Raw genomic sequence first — 17,312 nt, forward strand, 5'->3', positions numbered from 1 at the left:
CAATGGCATGGTTTAATGCACTAAAAATTAGCGTGACCAACGGCTCCAATGTGGCACAGGTTGTCAGCGGCGAGAGTGTCGCAAACATACGCCCGGGGGATGGCCTTATTGTCGGTTCATTCAACCCGGTTGAGGTCAACCGGGCCTACGCCACCAATCAGGGCCAGTATATCGAGTTGCTGGCACCCTGGGGTAACGCCACCCAATCGCAAGTTCCAGCGCTCGTAATGCCGACCAGTGGCGACTTTAATAGCGCCGTAACTGCACTCAAAAATGCTAACACCATGGTTAACGACAACGTGCGTGCTATGGTCGACTGGCAAACAAAACTGGGCTCAGTTCAGTTTACAGATCTAGATGGTAACGTTCAGACAGTAAAAACCCTCCGGCAAATGCAGAGTGAATTGGACAATGTAAACCCCTACCCTGCTGCAATGACAAAGGCCGCGTTCGATATGATCTGCCAGGATAGGCAGCGATTGTATGCAGGTTCAGGGTTTATCACTATGGGCCGCCATCCGGGGGGCAACACTCCCACGATAAACGATGGTATGTACATTCATGAGTCAAACGCGAGCTATAACACGTATTTGAATATTGGACGTGAGATTGATGGGATCGGTCCATCCGACACGGAAGCAGCGATTCTGCTTATTAACGGTGTAGTACACACGTTGAGAGGTCTACCTACCCAAAATCGTGCAAACTACGAATTGTTTTCCATCAGGCTGCCCGATCCGCCTGATGGTACAGAGACGTTTGACTCAGTTTCAGGCGCCTTGTTGAAGCACGCAAGCCCAGAAGTGGCGTTTGCAAGCGAAACTAGTACGACTACAGTTGTCGAAACACGGCAGGACTTTATTTTTATAGAGCAATTTCATGAGGCTATATCTACAACTGGCGAGATTTTCCCATACGGAAATGTCCATTATCAACACAGTAATTGGGCAGGCATCCAATTATCCAAAAGCTCAGCCGCTCAGAGCTATTTTGCTTTAGGGACCTGGGACACAGAAACGGACGCATACAGCGCAAAAATATCAGAGCTAACTATTAGTCAGTTGGACCAAATATTACAAGACAGCAGTAATAACATTTACCATGACGCCGCAAATGACGAATTGGTACAGGTTAGATATCGGGTGCATGTTATCCGTGGTAATAGTGGCCGCTGGGATACTCTATATGGTGCTGGGGGATTGCCGGTTTGGGGCTATTGTGGTGGCGTTAGTTGGATATCCGCGCAAGGCCAGCAGGCGTCTCCGAGTAACTCTGTTTTTGTAAAAAGCCAACATGACGATGCAACATTAGCTGACAGTGATTCTGTAGCTGTTGAAGGTGAGCAAAATACCGTAGGCGTTTTGTCCTATGGGCAAACTAAGCCTATTGCTGTCCCAGTTGCACTAGTACAGCGTCTGAGTGCGTCTGCCTATCATCCTGTTTATAGCCCATTTGGTGCTGACAAATGTGCCCGTTTAAATGGAGCAGCTAGTGACTGGGATGATACGGATAATCCAATAGTTTCCAAGTCAGATGCGTATACAAAACGAGCCGCTGGCACGAGTCAGGCAAGTGGTCTGCATGCAGGGCAGGTAATAGATCTAAGGCTGAATGTTAAAAAAGTCGACAGTGCGATAGTGCACTCTGCGATGAGCAAACTCATAAATGGCACATTTCGAGGCAAGCAAAGTCCACTTTGGTTGCATACAAAGCACGGCGGCCAATTAGTACAGATAATTAAGACTGGCGAAGCCCATTATGACTCAGTTAATAACCACACAATCAGCTTCGATGTACAAAATGAAAATAGCTCTAAAGTATTTAGTAACATAACAGCAGAATACTGGTTATTTCAAGGTGATAATGGAGCAGCTATGAAGGTTAAGCGTGTCGACCTTACTGTGGACCATTTGCATGTGGGTGTAGGCTCAAGGGCTTATATATATGGATCTGGTGACATTACTAGTGAGTTCAATGCTAAGTTTCCAAATGGCACTACAATAACCATCATGGCTCAAAGTAATTGCGTGCCCGAACTAGACCGAGTCCCTTGTGTAGACATAGTTGGTAGTCTGGCTGATATCGCTCAGACATTTCCAGATGGCGTATGTGGTTCGTGGGTTGCTGCTGTCCCGCGCGGAGATGGACAGTTACAAAGTTTCGCGGCCAACTACAAAGCGATATCTGTGCCTAAACTTTGCTATACCCTAAACCATGGTACGTCATGGATATCGTCTGACAGCTCAATAGACAGTGTTACAAATAAGGTTACGCATTCGTCAACTAATGTGCCTGGCCTCGTTTCGATGTGGCTTTATGAGACTGTCGCCAAACTAACTACTCCATCTATTCAAACTCGCTTTTACGATAATCCAGAAAACGTTTATGTAAGTAGCGCTCACAGTATTGGCTTAGGCAATAGGTTGAATCAGTCTTTACTCGGCCAGCCAACAACAGATAGCAGCACTGCAAATGCTTATCCTAAGATGTTCCCTCTCACTTCTTACAGTTTAAACCCAACTCTAGGAGTGTTAGCTACAAGCGGTAATATTCATTCCGAGCTTTCGCTAAGCTTGCCCACAAACAATTCAAAAGCAGTCAAGGCTTTATATTCAGTGGTAAGTACCAACGGCTTACTTTACTTACAGTTCAATGGATCAGAGCTACAGCATTCAGGTACAAACTGGGGAGATAATCGTTCAATTGTTGGGGCTGATGGAGAGCATACTAAAACGGATTCTAACGGCAATACGGTTAAATCATTTTGCCACAAAACAGAGCTACCTATTGGGATCGCGTAAGGAGATTTATATGTCATCAGTTACCTTTAATGATGTATTACTCGCTATTGAACTCGGTAAAGACATACAAGATATCCAAACTCTGTTGCAAAAAGCGACTGAGGTTCAGTCTGATAGGCTTTGCGAGTGGAACAAACTACGCAATATTGCCGAAGAATATGCAATTGAACATAATATAGATGTCAACAAGCATCTCTCGAACTTCGATATCAGTAACCCAAAGCCAGTACCAACTATAGCTGTTAGCTTTGATTACCTATCAGGTGCTATGAGAAACCGAAGCAAAGAAAATCGCTCGCATGAAGTTGCGCGCATAGTCGTTGATTACAATAACATGAGATTTGACGGTGATGAGACAAGTCAAAACCGTATGGCGAGAGCATGTTTGTTTATGTCCGATACTGAACAAGTAGACTGGATATTGGCTGATAATACGGTTGTTAAAGTAGACAAAGCTACGTTAATGCATGTTGGTCGTTTGGCTGGGCAAAAGCAAGCTGCGCTTTGGATAAAATAGCTTTTACAGAGGGTTTAAACGCCCTCTGTTTTTAAATTCGGCAAATCTAAAAACAAATGTATTTTTATCCAAAATCAAACGGCGCGTTACATTAAGAGCCTCAATGTCATAGTTAATTAGTGATTCAACACCGCACCATCTATCTCCGATCCCTAAATAATAGTTAGCATCAGGGTTAGATGCTCAAATCACTGGTATTAAAAATCGCGACAGTAAACTTATGTGAGTCGTCTTGCTTTACTATTGTGATTTCTAGATCATTCATTAATAGCGTGATATCTGTGACAGTTGTTGCCATCAAAGCATCATCAGCACTAGTTGCATCACTAATAAACCCCAATACCTCACTAAGTTTCAACGCGTTATTAAGCTCTAATCGAAACCCGCTAGGAACTTCTATTGGTTCTATAGTTAGCCTGTAAAAATATCCGTTATCTTCAATAACGAAATCAGCTTTGCTTATGTCAAAATCATAAGCTCCGAAAGCCATAGCCGTCCAAAGCTTTTTTTCTAATTCATGTAAGAAGTTTTGTTCTTCGTTGTTCATAACAAACCCTTTTACCTGTGCTTGCGAGCACAAAGTATTAATGCATGTGTTGGCAGGATAGAAAGATAATGGCTAAAAAGTGGAAATTTAGATGCGATGAGAGAGCGATAAATTACAGCTTTTTAGCAAATAGAGTATGACATAGATAAAAGACACCGTGCGCCCTGCCTTTTACTTTTGTATACCTTGATTGTGCCTCAAGCTCTTAAATTTTCATATGATTTTTATCAAATATACGATCAGTTGGACGTTGTTTCCTAAACCATTTAACTAATGAATGGTCTGTGCTTTGCTGTTTCCAAACACAATAAGTACAGCAAAATCCTGCTGTTTGAACTAAATCAAGCCATAGCCGAATTTAAAAAGTTCGGTATTCTGGAAGAGATAAAATACAATACCGCTAAGAGCTGCGAGTAACATTGGTTTTCAACCAACGTAAAAGGCACTGAAGTGTCCTGCTACTTACTCTTTTGGTCAAATTTGAACGATGTGAGCATGCTCAGACACAAAAAAGGGAGCATACTTGAACCACCCTTTTTGATTCTACACGCAATTTAACATAATGAAAAATGGCGCTTTTTTAGTCTGAATTTTATCCAGTTAATGCAATGCAGCGGTAAATGGAATACTTTCGCAGATCTCGGCTTCAGCTATCAGTATTTCTTCCAGACGAGCGTCGATTATGGCCTTGTCAAAATACTCGTAACCTAGTTCGACAAACAGGTTTTTATGCTTTTCTTCTGACTTAGCAATGGTCACGTAAAAGTCTTTTTCTTTACCTTCAGGCAACGCTTCCGCTACCAGAGAAAAACGCTCATGCCCCCTCGCCTCAATTACCGCGGCAACTAACAGGCGATCAATTAAAAATTCATCTGACCCCTGGCGAAATAAGGCGCGCATTTTTTTAATGTACGGGTCTGCCTTATCATTGCCTAAAGTCACGTTACGGTCGGTCAATAACTTAAGCACTTGCTTAAAGTGGATCATCTCTTCTATGGCCAGATCGGCCATCGCTTTTACCAGTTTGATGCGATCCGGATAATGGCTCAACATAGACATGGCCATGCCAGAGGCTTTTTTCTCAGCAGCAGCATGATCCTGTAAAAAGATATCAAAGTCGGCCATGACTTTATGTGTCCAGTCGAATGGCGTGTGGAATTTTAATTCAAACATCGTTTAATCTGTTCCGTTATCGGTTTTGGGGCATTTTACCCAACTCAAGCGTTAATTTCCAAAGCCAGCAAGCTATTTTCTAACCCCCTGCTCTTTATACACATTTAAAGCAGAGTGTTTAATATCGGACAATTTTATTGTTCACTGTATAACAGGCTGTCTCTGTCTGCCTTGCCATGACGAGTTGACTCGACTTTGAGCGGATGCTCAATTTGCTTCCAGGCTGTGACTTTACCACCCTTGTTAAGGTTTGGCATTTGCTTAGTTGAGTTTGTGTGAATACCCAGAAAGTCGCTCAGTTGTTGCAGACTGTGTCGGTGCGACACATCTAATATCAAGTACTCAATCTGGTGTGTGTTCAAAAAGCACAGTAACTTTTTACGATGCTGTTGGTAGATATCTGTCAAGTAGTGATCGCACGCGATATTATCCGCACTCAAGTTGGCAAAAGTATCATAGTAGCAACGTTTTAGCGTGTCATTGAATCCACCTTGGTGAGTCTCTAGCCTAGGTAGCATGCGGGTGAGCAAGCGTCTGACTGATGGGACCCAGCTTTCCATAGATCTGTCCAGATATATAAAGCGGCTGTTCGGGTATAAAGCGGCGAGCTGTTCATAGTCATTAAAGACCGGTGTGTCTGCAATTACTTGCGCTTGCGCAAGCGCTTCACGTGTGTATGCCGTATGTGCTGTTTTAAACCCAAACTCGAGAAATGCAGCACATACGCTGGTAGTGCCGGTTCTTGGCAAGCCGACAATTAAGATTTTTTCCATTAAACAAAATAACAATAAAGATTAATAATAGATAGCGCCAGCAATGATAAAAAGCTCAGTGCCATTCCCATCACACGCAGCTTAAGGTTAGCCAGGTTCAGGGCGAATGAATGCAAAATACGGCCGACTAAATAGGTGCCGCCGGTGAGATACAACCAAATTGCCTGCCCACCTTGAAATTCCAGTGCGAACAAGAGAATTAGCAGCAGCGGCGTGTATTCCATGAAGTTGGCATGGGCACGGATCGCCCGCTCTAATGCGGGATGCCCTCCATCTCCGAGCGCAACCTGGTGTTTGTGGCGTAAACCTATGATATCAAAGCTGAGTTTGATATAGAAAAGGGTAAATATGGCAGCAAAAAATCCTGTTATCATAATGCAGACCTACTTGTAAGTATTATAAGTAGGTCCAGTATAGGGGGTTTACTCAATAAAATATACCGCATAGACCTCAGCAGTTAATGTCGTATCACCAGTATTGTAAGCTTGGCTGACGTCCATAGATTCAGCAGCCATCATTTTTCCTCGGGCGTAAGGTTGTACCGGCACATTCATCGGTGAAAATGACACAGAATACAAACGGCCCAAGTCAACATCGAAGTCATCGGCTAGTTCTCTGGCTGCCGCCTTTGCCTCTTCAATGGCTGATTTCTTAAGCTTTTTCATATATTCGGCTTTGTCTTCAACGACAAATTCAGTGTTATTAAACTGATTGATACCACTGTCTACAAAAGCCTGAAGCAAGTTTGGATATTCGGCGAGATCTTTTAATTTAACAGTCAGGCTGCGATTCACTCTGAAACCTTCGAACTCCTCTTCATTAGATTTGCGATTGTAACGTGTTTGACGATGAACATTGAGCTGTTGCGCATGGATATCCTTGCTCTTGATGCCAAATTCTTTCGCTATCTGGATCGCCTTTGCCATGATTTGGTCAACATTCGACTTGGCTTCAGGCAACGACTTGTGTTTTTCTGTTATCGCGACACGAATGATGGCGGCATCAGGCTGCACTTCCATAGACGACATCCCTTTAACATACAAATGTGGGCCTTCTGGTAAACTGCCTGCGTGTGCACAGGTACTGATCGCGAATGCAGCAGCGGCTAAAAGTGAGCGCATGAACGCCTCCTTACTTGGATTCAACAAAATGTGTGATTTATAAAACCACATGCTTTGCGCCAATTAAAGCACAAGTTTGTTAATCAATGCTGAATGTTATACGCTTTGTGTAAAGAGCGAAGAATAAAAGGTTCTTCCTGCTCAAAGAATAAGCCGGTATGCGCTGAAATAATTGCACGCTGTAAGTCTGGTCTTTCCAGCGCGGATTGTAAAAAGTTGACGGCACGTTTACCCTCATTCGATTTCGAACAAGCGATATAACCAAAAATGGTCAACCCGGCTTCTTCAATCGCATGAAAACTATAGCCGTTGAGCGCCTGCGCTGATGGATGTTCATTAATGAATACAGAGCTATATTCAATAATGCCATCCAATTTCCCCTGACTTAACATAGTTCTTAGCCGAAAAGCGCTTTGATTCCCTTGTGATATCCAAAAAGTCCGTCGGTTTTCTAAAATAAAATTGTCGATATCCAAACCATAAGAGCGCCCTTCTGAGACACCTATATTAAGCCCCATTCTGACTATGGTACCTAGTGACACTGTATCTGGAATGTTCGGTTGATCTTTTAATATGAGTCGGTTGGCAGGAAAAGACATCAGCGGATAAGGTGTAAACAGTGCCATGGCTTCTCTCTCTGGAGTTTTTACTTTGTTATACAGGCATGCTTTGGGGTTGCGTACCAGCTCACGCCATTCTCTTTTTCGGCTGGCCGGGATGAATGTCAGGATTAACTTGTCCTCAAGTGTTTCTTCAAGTTGAAGCAGCAGTTGTGTGGCTAGGTCGGCCGGGGCTTTGTTTGGATCAGGGGAATAATCCGACACAATGTCTATCTGAATAGGATCACTGCGTAACCCAATAGAAAAAAACAACAGTGCTATCATGAAGGCATAGCGCATTTAGTTCACCTACATCGAACATCAATGCAAAGCCGGTTTTGCTGAGATCCTACAACGAAGCAAAATGGGGTCGGATTGCACAGACTCTCTATCAGTGCTCCATGCACAGCCCAACGCTATGTGTATAGCGTTTAATACTGATAATAAGTGTGGCGCAAAATGTGTAAATGCGCCACACCCTTTATATTGCTGGTTTAAACACTACAACGTTTGTAGTTACGGTAATCAGGCAACCAGTAGTTTTTCTCAATTGCAGCCCAAATAAGGTTTTCTGGCATTTCCAGCGCTACGGCCTCTTCCATCGCTTTCTTAGCTACGGCAAACGCAATGCGTTTACTGAGGGGTTCGATTTCAACAAGTGAAGGCAGTAAGCTCCCCTTACCTGTATTAGCCCAAGGAGAAGATTCAGCCAACATCTCACTGGCAATCATCAGCATAGATTCTGTGATGCGAGATGCTTTCGCCGCCAATACACCCAGACCAATACCCGGGAAAATATAGCTGTTATTACATTGTGGGATAGTAAATGTTTCACCATTAAACTCCACTGGCTCGAACGGACTACCTGTCGCAACTATCGCCTGGCCGTGGGTCCATTCAATCACATCTTTCGGATGGGCTTCTACCTGACGAGACGGATTACTCAGTGGGAAAATAATGGGCCGTTCGCACCCAGTGTGCATTGCTTTAACGACCTGTTCAGTGAACAGCCCCGGCTGACCTGATACACCGATCAGAATGTCAGGTTGCGCGCAATGCATAACATCCAGCAAAGAGGCATATTCACCACTGAAGCTCCAAGTCTCCAGTGCAGATTTCGACTGAACCAAAGCAGCCTGGAAGTCACGTAACCCTTCCATGCCTTCCGTTAGCAGGCCAAAACGGTCAACCATAAATATCTGGCTACGCGCCTGTTCATCCGAAATGCCTTCGGACACCATCTGCGCAATGATCTGCTCTGCAATACCACAACCAGCAGAACCAGCACCGACAAAAACCACCTTCTGTTCAGATAATCTAGTGCCTTTAACACGACAAGCTGCCAACAGCGAACCTACGGTAACAGAGGCTGTTCCTTGAATGTCATCGTTAAAGCAACAGATCTCATCACGATAACGGCTCAGTAATGGCATTGCATTGGGTTGTGCGAAATCTTCAAATTGCAGCAAAACATTAGGCCAACGGCGTTTTACAGCTTTGATAAACAAATCCAGGAACTCGTCGTACTCTTCCTGAGAAATACGTTTGTGACGCGCCCCCATGTACATTGGGTCATTAAGTAGCTTTTCGTTATTAGTACCTACATCAAGCATCACAGGCAAAGTGTAGGCCGGGCTGATCCCACCACAGACGGTGTACAACGCGAGCTTACCAATCGGAATACCCATACCACCAATCCCCTGGTCTCCCAGGCCCAGAATACGCTCACCATCTGTTACAACAATGACTTTTACCTTATTTTTAGTCGCATTGCGCAAGATATCATCGATTTGATGACGCTCTTCGTACGAAATAAACAAACCGCGAGAGCTACGATAGATGTCTGAAAACTTTTCACATGCATCCCCCACTGTCGGGGTGTAAATGATGGGCATCATTTCTTCAAGGTGATCGCGGACCAAACGGTAATATAAAGTTTCGTTGTTATCCTGAATGGCACGCAGATAAATATGCTTGTTAAGGTTGTCACTGAAACTAGAGAACTGTTGGTAACAGCGTTCGACCTGCTCTTCAATGGTTTCAAAGCGTGGCGGTACGAGACCTGTGAGGTTAAAGTTTTCTCGTTCGCGCTGACTAAATGCACTGCCCTTATTTAATAGCGGAGTTTCTAAAAGCGTTGGGCCAGAGTATGGAATGTAGAGATAGTTGGGATCTGATTGTTTAGTCATATTTACAAGCTGTGACTCGGTAATTTAAGTACAAGGAATTATTATTGCGCAAATGCATTAAAATTCAATGAATTTTAAGCATGTCAGACCAATAAAAAACGGCTCTGCTTAGACATGGACAATGCGTAAACAGAGCCGTACATTATACGATAAATCCCAAATAATCGCCAAGGTTACTCGCTGGATTCTCCCATAGCAGCTCCTTCTCTGCGAGGATCAGCTCCTCCCACTAACTGGCCATCAGTAACTTCTATGGCGTGAATACCAGAATTGAGGTCTCTGACGCGTACAACATGGCCTTTTTTCTCTAAAATTGGCTTCAACTTTGCCACGTCAGTGCCTTTTTCAAGTGTTGTGTATCGGTTGCGATTGGTTACCCGAGGTAAGTCTATCGCCTGTTGCACAGACAAGCCCCAGTCGAGTACGCCAATCACCGTTTGCGCGACGTAATTAATAATTCGACTGCCACCTGGAGAGCCAACTACCAATTTGAGTGAGCCATCTTTATTAAACACCATCACCGGCGACATCGAACTACGTGGCCGTTTATTCGCTTCTACCCGGTTAGCAACCAATAAGTCGCCCACTTTAGGTGACAAAGAAAAATCTGTCAGCTGATTATTCAGCAGATAACCATTTACCATCACAGTTGAGCCAAAAGCCATCTCAATCGATGAAGTCATGGAAACAGCATTCCCCTGAGCGTCAACAATGGACAGGTGTGTGGTTGAAGGTAATTCGTAACTGTCGTCCTGAGCATAAGCTAACGCGCCCATACTTGGGTCACCAATAGGAAAATCACTATTGTCTTTATCGCTAATTAATGAGGCACGTTGCTTAAGGTAAGCTGGGTTTAACAAGCCTTGTGTTGGCACCTCAACAAAATCAGGATCTGCGATATAGTAGTTTCGATCGGCAAACGCCAGACGAGAGGCTTGAGTAAACAGGTGAATGGCCTCTGGGTCGTTTGGTTTATACTGGCTAAGCTTCTTACCCTCCAGTAGTTTTAGGATCTGTAACACAGCTATACCACCACTGCTGGGCGGTGCCATCGAACAAACCCGGTAGCTATGATAGTTAGAACAAATGGGCGCACGTTCCTTGCTATGATAGTTTTTTAGATCCGCCAACGACAAGGTACCCGGGGCAATTTCGGCTTTTTGCACAGCTCGTACGATGTCATCGGCATTTTTACCTTCATAGAAGCCTTTTAGGCCAAATTCAGCCACTTCCCGGTACAACTTTGCCAATTGAGGGTTACGTAATAATGTTCCTGTTTCAAGTGGTTTACCGTCAGGATAAAAATACTCTTTCGCAGGAGACAATTTAGTTAGTCCCGGGTTAAGTTCCTTCTTTAATAGCATGTGTAACCGGGGTGATACCTTAAAGCCATTTTCAGCTAACGCGATTGCCGGCTTGAACAAGTGACGCCATTTGAGTTTTCCATACTTGTCATGTGCTTGTTTTAAAGCATACAAAATACCTGGCGTACCAACAGAGCGGCCACCCACAACGGCTTCCATCCACCGCACCGGTTTGCCTTCTTTGTCTAAAAATAACGATGGTTTTGCCCCTTGCGGCGCCGTTTCACGACCATCAAAAGTTGTCAGGTATTCATTTTCTTTATCATAGTGAAGAATAAACGCCCCCCCGCCAATACCCGAAGACTGCGGTTCTACCAGTGTCAGCACCAGCTGAGCAGCAATAGCAGCATCAATAGCACTACCACCTTGTTGCAGCATTAACTGCCCCGCTTTACTGGCATGTGCATTGGCTGCAACCACCATATACTTTTTGGCGATTTTTTCTTTTTTAAGCTGCAATCCGGTCGCAGCCTCGGGTTCTCTGACTTCTCTGGTGTTACTGTCTAATGCTGAACAAGTGAATGGCAATACGGCGCCAAGCGCCAGTGCGGCTAGTGATAGGCGATGTTTCATAGAGTCTGGAAATTCTTCTGATAGATGATTGGCATCATAAAAGTAAACAGGCACAATATGCAAAAAAATTCTAAGAAATATTATGTTTGATCTGCCATTAGCGCCCCGTTACGTATTGCCGCCTGCGATTTTGATTGCCTTTTGTACTTTGCTTATGTTGCCGCCTGTTCAGGAGTTATTACTCTTTAACCGAGAGTTGATCGAGCAAGGCGAGTTGTGGCGGATCTGGACCAGCCAGTATGTTCACACCAATTGGATGCACTGGTTACTGAATGTCATTGGTATCGGGTTTATCTGGGTATTACATGCAGAATACCGCACGCCCAAAACTTATGCGATACACCTGCTGCTACTCGGGCTTTGGACCGGAATTGGCATTTGGCTATTTTGTCCGGATATCCGTATTTATACCGGACTAAGCGGACTGCTTCACGGTGTGATCGTCTGGGGAGCGATAAAAGACATCAAAGTCGGTGAAAGAACCGGAATTCTGTTATTTTTAGGTATTCTGGGTAAGCTCGCCTGGGAACAGTACGCCGGACCCAGTGCTGAAGTTGGTGAGCTTATTTCGTCACGCGTTGCCATTGAGTCGCACTTGATTGGTGCTGTTGGCGGTATGGTGTTGGCCTTGCCTTTACTATGGCAAAAAAAATAGCACGACGGTGGCGCAGCCCGAATGACCTGCGCCACGCATCAACTATAAGTTTTCTTTAAACAACTTATAGATACGACGATATTCGTCCAGCCAGCTCGAAGGCTGCACAAAGCCATGCGGTTCTACCGGGTAAATTGCCGTTTCATAGTTTTCTTTCTCCAGTTCAATCAATCTCTGTACCAATCGAACTACATCCTGGAAAAACACATTGTCATCAATCATTGGGGCATTGATCAACATAGGCTTGTTGAGGCCTTCAGCAAAATAAATGGGTGAACTACGACGATATGCAATTGGATCATCCGCCGGGCGATTCAGAATATTAGACGTGTAAGGGTCGTTATAATAAGCCCAATCTGTAACAGGTCTAAGCGCTGCCCCGGCCTGGAATAATTCAGGCTGCGTGAACAAAGCCATAAAGGTCATAAATCCACCATACGACCCGCCATAGGTGCCAACTGCGCCCTTATCAACATTGACGTTCTCAACCATCCAGTTTACGCCATCAGCCAAATCTTCGATCTCCGGCTTACCCATATGACGATAAATAGCCGTACGCCAGTCTCGTCCGTATCCCTTTGATGCCCGGTAGTCCATGTCCATTACCACATATCCTTCACTGGCAAGTAAAGAGTGAAACATAAACTCGCGGAAGTACACTGACCAGCCAAGATGAGAGTTTTGCAGATATCCCGCACCATGGTTAAAAATCACCGCTTTACGCGTATTGCCTTGCTCTCCTTCCTGATAATCTGCAGGATAGTAAACTTTCGCATAAATAGGTTGGTCGGTATTGCTAGATGGTATCGCAACGACTTTAGGTGCAATGAGTTTTTTACTTAAAAACGCGTCTGATACTGTATTTGTAATTTGTTTTACTTCACTTCCAGGTTCAGCTTTTGCAATGTATAGCTCTGGAGGCATAACAATTTTTGAATGCGTCAACAAGAGTTTGCTTTCATCCGGGCTCAATACATAATCTGTCATACCATTGAGATTGGTTAATGCCTCCAAATTGCCAGATTGCACACCTACGCGGTATATTTCGTAAATACCTGGGTGCTTTTTATTCGCTTTAAAATAGATTGCAGCGTTGTCTTTGGTAAGCGTCAACTCTGAAACTTCGAACTTTCCTGATGTTAATTGGGTCGCTTTTTCATTCAGGGGCTTGGTGTACAAATGGCTGTAACCTGACTCTTCAGACAGATAGTACAGCGTGTCCTTGTTATTGAGCCAGCCAAAATCGTTGTGTGTATAGTTCACCCAGGCCTCATCGTGCAGACGATGCTGAGACACGAGTTTATTGTTACTAAAGTCTACTGTCGCTATCCAACGATCTTTGTTATCCCAGGATTCAAGCATCAGCGCAACTTCAGTTCCCTGCGTATTCCATTGGATGGGAGATTGGTCCCAACCCCAATCAAGTATCAGTGTGATATGACGTGGTGCTTTTTTGCTGCTATAGGTCTTACCCTGTGCCTCTGCATTTTCTCTTCTGACCTCAGCCAGCACATCTTCATCAAAACCTGGTAAAGTGTCGTATCTCAGTGATTGCTGCTGCTTGGTTTTCAGATCTATAACTATTAGTGTGTGTTCAACCGGTTTATTATCCGCAACGCGACTACGAGCCTTTACCGGGTCGATGTTGCCATCCTGTGTCACATAGTTTGGCATGATGTCCTGAGCACTACGTTCAGGCATGTCTTTGGTTGTAGCCACGATGAGTTTGTCGCCTGCCGGAGACAAACTGCTTTCTACGATGCGCTGGTCTTTGCCCAGGTAAAAGAGATTATTGTCTATGGTGCTATTTTGATCTACCAACGCTTTTTTCCGGCTTTGTGCGTCTTTGGCGTTCTTGTGCTGCAGTGCTACATAGCTAATCAATTGATGCTGTTCTTGTGCAATATAACTGGTTGGCTCAGTGACGCCCAACGGCGCATCTGTGACAATCAATTTAGCCAGCTCGGTTGTCAGGCCTGTGTTAAGGTCAATCGCATAAAACGTATTGTCAGCAAGATACGCAAGTTGCCCTGAGGTCAAAAACTGAAGTTGCTCAGCTTTTTGACTTGATCTGGTTAACTGCCTTACTTGGTTATTGCTGATATCTTTAACGAACACATTTCCTGCAAAAACATAAGCCTGTAGCTTACCATCACTTGAATAAACAGCATCATCAGCACCTACTTGGTGTTTGTCAGATAAGTCGACCTGCTCAATTCCTTGTCCATCGTACTTAAACGTATCTCTTAATTCGCTCCCTGATTGTTTTTGCTTAAACAAAACAGATTGACTATTTGCACTCCAAAAGCCACCTTCAGGCTTTCTGCCAAGCCAGTCTGGATCAGCCATTGCCTGTTCGAGGGTAATCGCCTGAGAGCCAGTTGTCTCGACAGTGGTCGCTATAGTTATTGGGGACGTGACTTGGGAGTTTTGATTATTGTTACTGTTTTGTGTGACCTGACAACCAGCTAAAAATAACGCGGATGCCACGGCGAGAGAAGTAAGAGATTGTTTCATTTTATGAATTATCTAAAATTGCAATTGAAACCTAATTTAAGCAAATGAAACCAGATAATTCGAACAATTTTAGACAAACAACCAGACAGAGCGTTTATTGCAAAAAAAAGGCCAGTAAAACTACTGGCCAAATACTCTCTGCGCTCACATAGTCGTTGATGGACAACGAGTATGAAATGAGGCCTATCCACGCCTCATAAAAGTAGACCTGCGATTGACAGAATAAGTTCCAAAAAAATTCATTTTTTTTATTTTTTTTGTAATGCCCTGATCTGCTTTGCGGTATTAATCCTTAAGTTCTTCTTTCGCAAGGCCTGTGCCCTTTAAAGTGTGATCAGCCCATCCAAAATCAGTAACAGCATAACGCCACTGACGATAAACCATAGTATCGATGCCATAGCGAACGGCCGCCAGCCACTTTGACGCAACATTGCCATGGACACACCACTGCCTATCAGAAACAAGCTCGCAACCAACACTGATTTAGCACCACTATAAAGTAGTGACCACACAGGTTGGTAGTTTGGCAACCAGGTATTGATCATCGCCGCGGCAATGAAGCCGATGATGAACAAAGGAATACTGGCTTTTTCAGAAGAGCGCCAGAACACACCTGCCATAGCAGCATAGGGCACGATCCACATCGCCCTGGTAAGTTTAATCGTTGTTGCCATCGTAAGAGCAACGGGCCCATATACTGAGGCTGCTGCTACGACACTGCTGGTGTCGTGAATTGCCAGTGCACTCCATAAAGCAAATTGACTTTCTGAAAGCGAGAAGTAATGCCCAAGCCAGGGAAAAATGAGCAGGCCAAGCGCATTTAAAGCGAAAATGACACTCAGCGAAATGGCGATTTCATCCTGCCTTGCTTTGATCACTGGGGCCATCGCTGCAATCGCACTACCACCGCAAATTGCTGTGCCAAATGAGATCAGCGTGCCTGTATTACGATTAAGTCGAAATACCTGGCTAAGAAGTTCGCCCAAACCTATGATTGCGGTGATGCTGATGATGGTTAAAACCAGGGAGCTACGACCGACAGCGAGTACTTCTTCGATATTGACGTTAAATCCCAAGCCAATGACGGCCAACTTTAGTAACCATTTTGATGCGTTGTTGGATAAATCAGGTAACGGATTACCCAATATGAGCGCAAAGCCAAGTCCGATGAACAGTGCTGAAGAGGCGCTGGCAAATGGCGATAGGGCAAATAAGAAGGCTAATAAAAATAAAGTTTTGTGGAAGCCAGGTCGTTCTAATAACATATGTACGCTCGCACGCAGTCACCAGATAAAATTGCGCCGGATAATGATAATCACGGCGCACTTATACCCTAGTTAAGGATTAGGGCATGGCTTGTCTCGGCGATCCCTGGGTAAGCTGATTCCGGGAGTATTTCAGCCAGGTCAGCAAGGCGCTCGCCAAGCTCGTGCAGACTATTAGCTGACACGTTAATATGACCCATTTTTCTGCCTGGTTTTGCGGCTTTTCCGTACCAGTGGCTGGTTACACCTGGTATCTGCAATACGTCAGTTGGAATGTTTTCCTGTCCCAAAACGTTGACCATGGCTGTTGGCCTGATCAGAGTGGTATCGCCTACAGGTAAGCCCGCGATGGCACGAATATGATTTTCAAACTGACTAACGTGACTACCTTGTTGTGTCCAATGTCCGGAATTGTGCACCCGAGGTGCTATTTCATTTACCAATAACGTGCCGTTGACGTCAAAAAACTCAATCGCCAGGACACCAACATAGTCAAGTTCACTTGCCAATGCTGAGAATGCCGATTCTGCCTGAGCCTGAATTGCCGACTTTTCTTTACCTGCGATAGACAGTGTTAGCACGCCATTGGTATGTTGATTTTCCGTCAAAGGATAGATTCGGCACTGACCATTGCGATCTCGCACACCAATGATTGACACTTCACGGTCGAATGGGATCATTTGTTCAGCGATAATGGCGTGAGGTGCCGCTTCGGTACCGGCTGCTAAAAATTCAGACATTTCCTGCCAGATAGTCTCAATTTCATCATCATGCTTTACGCGCCATTGGCCTTTGCCGTCATAGCCGGCCTGACATGTTTTAACGACAAGCGGCTTACCCAGTTTTTCAACTGCAGCCACAAAGTGTGCTTTTTCAGTGATTAACGCATATGGGGCACAGGCTACCTGCGCTTTTTCAAGCAGTGCTTTTTCTTTAGCCCGGTCACCACCGGTCAGTATGGCTTCGGCTCCTGGGTAAAATTTCCCCGTTTGCTGGCATACCGACAAAACATCCGCCGGAATATGTTCAAACTCTGCGGTAATAGCGTCGACATCCGCTATTGCTTGCTCCAGTGTTGCGCTGTGTGCTTCGAACGTTACCGGGTTAATAATTTGCTGAGTCGCGACATCGTATGCAGAGACCTGAATATTTAAATGCGTAGCAGACAAGCTCATCATTTGAGCTAACTGGCCTGCGCCTAAAACTAATACTTTCATT

14 protein-coding genes are annotated in these 17,312 nt (G+C 44.6%); 3 read left to right on the forward strand and 11 right to left on the reverse strand.

The genetic code is table 11. The features are described from left to right. The first annotated feature begins 2 nt into the window (after positions 1–2). Both AT705_RS02790 and AT705_RS02795 read left to right on the forward strand, forming a co-directional pair. Positions 3–2,801 (forward strand): hypothetical protein, encoded by a 2,799-nt coding sequence (locus AT705_RS02790; protein WP_058795398.1) that lies wholly within the window; start codon positions 3–5, stop codon positions 2,799–2,801. Positions 2,802–2,811: 10 nt separating this feature from the next. Beyond that, the gene (locus tag AT705_RS02795; protein WP_058795399.1) at positions 2,812–3,318 is read left to right on the forward strand and encodes a DUF4376 domain-containing protein; all 507 of its coding nucleotides are present in this window, start codon (positions 2,812–2,814) and stop codon (positions 3,316–3,318) included. 175 nt (positions 3,319–3,493) lie between these two features. On the opposite strand, the gene AT705_RS02800 is transcribed toward AT705_RS02795, so the two are convergent. The 8 genes from AT705_RS02800 to ggt all read right to left on the reverse strand — a co-directional run bounded on the left by AT705_RS02800 (position 3,494) and on the right by ggt (position 11,657). Next, positions 3,494–3,865, reverse strand: a complete 372-nt coding sequence (locus AT705_RS02800) for a hypothetical protein (RefSeq protein ID WP_058795400.1) — start codon at positions 3,863–3,865, stop codon at positions 3,494–3,496. Positions 3,866–4,465: 600 nt separating this feature from the next. Continuing rightward, the gene (locus tag AT705_RS02805; protein ID WP_058795401.1) at positions 4,466–5,038 is read right to left on the reverse strand and encodes a tRNA-(ms[2]io[6]A)-hydroxylase; all 573 of its coding nucleotides are present in this window, start codon (positions 5,036–5,038) and stop codon (positions 4,466–4,468) included. Between the two features lie 134 nt (positions 5,039–5,172). Continuing rightward, complete coding sequence (locus tag AT705_RS02810) at positions 5,173–5,811, reverse strand: sulfotransferase (RefSeq protein ID WP_058795402.1); 639 nt, start codon at positions 5,809–5,811, stop codon at positions 5,173–5,175. Further along, positions 5,811–6,185, reverse strand: coding sequence for an MAPEG family protein (locus AT705_RS02815; protein WP_046004432.1), 375 nt, complete (start codon positions 6,183–6,185; stop codon positions 5,811–5,813). Before AT705_RS02815 ends, AT705_RS02810 begins: the two co-directional genes overlap by 1 nt. Before the next feature lie 48 nt (positions 6,186–6,233). After that, positions 6,234–6,932, reverse strand: coding sequence for an SIMPL domain-containing protein (locus tag AT705_RS02820; RefSeq protein WP_058795403.1), 699 nt, complete (start codon positions 6,930–6,932; stop codon positions 6,234–6,236). An 83-nt stretch (positions 6,933–7,015) separates the two neighbouring features. Beyond that, the gene (locus AT705_RS02825) at positions 7,016–7,831 is read right to left on the reverse strand and encodes a hypothetical protein (protein WP_058795404.1); all 816 of its coding nucleotides are present in this window, start codon (positions 7,829–7,831) and stop codon (positions 7,016–7,018) included. Between the two features lie 194 nt (positions 7,832–8,025). Next, on the reverse strand, positions 8,026–9,720 hold the full coding sequence (locus AT705_RS02830; RefSeq protein ID WP_058795405.1) for an NAD-dependent malic enzyme: 1,695 nt from the start codon (positions 9,718–9,720) through the stop codon (positions 8,026–8,028). A gap of 173 nt (positions 9,721–9,893) precedes the next feature. Continuing rightward, on the reverse strand, positions 9,894–11,657 hold the full coding sequence (ggt, locus tag AT705_RS02835) for a gamma-glutamyltransferase (protein WP_058797890.1): 1,764 nt from the start codon (positions 11,655–11,657) through the stop codon (positions 9,894–9,896). An 82-nt stretch (positions 11,658–11,739) separates the two neighbouring features. On the opposite strand from ggt, the gene rrtA reads away from it, so the two are divergent. After that, a complete protein-coding gene (gene rrtA, locus AT705_RS02840) occupies positions 11,740–12,312 on the forward strand; it encodes a rhombosortase (RefSeq protein WP_058795406.1) in 573 nt (190 codons plus the stop codon). 42 nt (positions 12,313–12,354) lie between these two features. Here the strand turns inward: rrtA and AT705_RS02845 are convergent, their stop codons facing one another. From AT705_RS02845 to AT705_RS02855, 3 genes are all read right to left on the reverse strand, one after another. Then, entirely contained in the window at positions 12,355–14,829 is a 2,475-nt protein-coding gene (locus AT705_RS02845; protein ID WP_058795407.1) for a S9 family peptidase, read from the reverse strand. Between the two features lie 323 nt (positions 14,830–15,152). Then, the gene (locus AT705_RS02850) at positions 15,153–16,094 is read right to left on the reverse strand and encodes a YeiH family protein (RefSeq protein ID WP_058795408.1); all 942 of its coding nucleotides are present in this window, start codon (positions 16,092–16,094) and stop codon (positions 15,153–15,155) included. 68 nt (positions 16,095–16,162) lie between these two features. Then, on the reverse strand, positions 16,163–17,311 hold the full coding sequence (locus AT705_RS02855; RefSeq protein WP_058795409.1) for a 5-(carboxyamino)imidazole ribonucleotide synthase: 1,149 nt from the start codon (positions 17,309–17,311) through the stop codon (positions 16,163–16,165). Position 17,312: the final 1 nt, after the last annotated feature.

The sequence above is a fragment of the Pseudoalteromonas rubra genome, assembly GCF_001482385.1.
GTDB lineage: Bacteria > Pseudomonadota > Gammaproteobacteria > Enterobacterales > Alteromonadaceae > Pseudoalteromonas > Pseudoalteromonas ardens.

What these genes read in the sequence shown, in the direction of transcription:
- AT705_RS02790 (WP_058795398.1), top strand. Translation starts at nt 3, where the DNA reads ATGGCATGGTTTAATGCACTAAAAATTAGCGTGACCAACGGCTCCAAT.
- AT705_RS02795 (WP_058795399.1), top strand. Translation starts at nt 2,812, where the DNA reads ATGTCATCAGTTACCTTTAATGATGTATTACTCGCTATTGAACTCGGT.
- AT705_RS02800 (WP_058795400.1), bottom strand. Translation starts at nt 3,865, where the DNA reads ATGAACAACGAAGAACAAAACTTCTTACATGAATTAGAAAAAAAGCTT.
- AT705_RS02805 (WP_058795401.1), bottom strand. Translation starts at nt 5,038, where the DNA reads ATGTTTGAATTAAAATTCCACACGCCATTCGACTGGACACATAAAGTC.
- AT705_RS02810 (WP_058795402.1), bottom strand. Translation starts at nt 5,811, where the DNA reads ATGGAAAAAATCTTAATTGTCGGCTTGCCAAGAACCGGCACTACCAGC.
- AT705_RS02815 (WP_046004432.1), bottom strand. Translation starts at nt 6,185, where the DNA reads ATGATAACAGGATTTTTTGCTGCCATATTTACCCTTTTCTATATCAAA.
- AT705_RS02820 (WP_058795403.1), bottom strand. Translation starts at nt 6,932, where the DNA reads ATGCGCTCACTTTTAGCCGCTGCTGCATTCGCGATCAGTACCTGTGCA.
- AT705_RS02825 (WP_058795404.1), bottom strand. Translation starts at nt 7,831, where the DNA reads ATGCGCTATGCCTTCATGATAGCACTGTTGTTTTTTTCTATTGGGTTA.
- AT705_RS02830 (WP_058795405.1), bottom strand. Translation starts at nt 9,720, where the DNA reads ATGACTAAACAATCAGATCCCAACTATCTCTACATTCCATACTCTGGC.
- ggt (WP_058797890.1), bottom strand. Translation starts at nt 11,657, where the DNA reads ATGAAACATCGCCTATCACTAGCCGCACTGGCGCTTGGCGCCGTATTG.
- rrtA (WP_058795406.1), top strand. Translation starts at nt 11,740, where the DNA reads ATGTTTGATCTGCCATTAGCGCCCCGTTACGTATTGCCGCCTGCGATT.
- AT705_RS02845 (WP_058795407.1), bottom strand. Translation starts at nt 14,829, where the DNA reads ATGAAACAATCTCTTACTTCTCTCGCCGTGGCATCCGCGTTATTTTTA.
- AT705_RS02850 (WP_058795408.1), bottom strand. Translation starts at nt 16,094, where the DNA reads ATGTTATTAGAACGACCTGGCTTCCACAAAACTTTATTTTTATTAGCC.
- AT705_RS02855 (WP_058795409.1), bottom strand. Translation starts at nt 17,311, where the DNA reads ATGAAAGTATTAGTTTTAGGCGCAGGCCAGTTAGCTCAAATGATGAGC.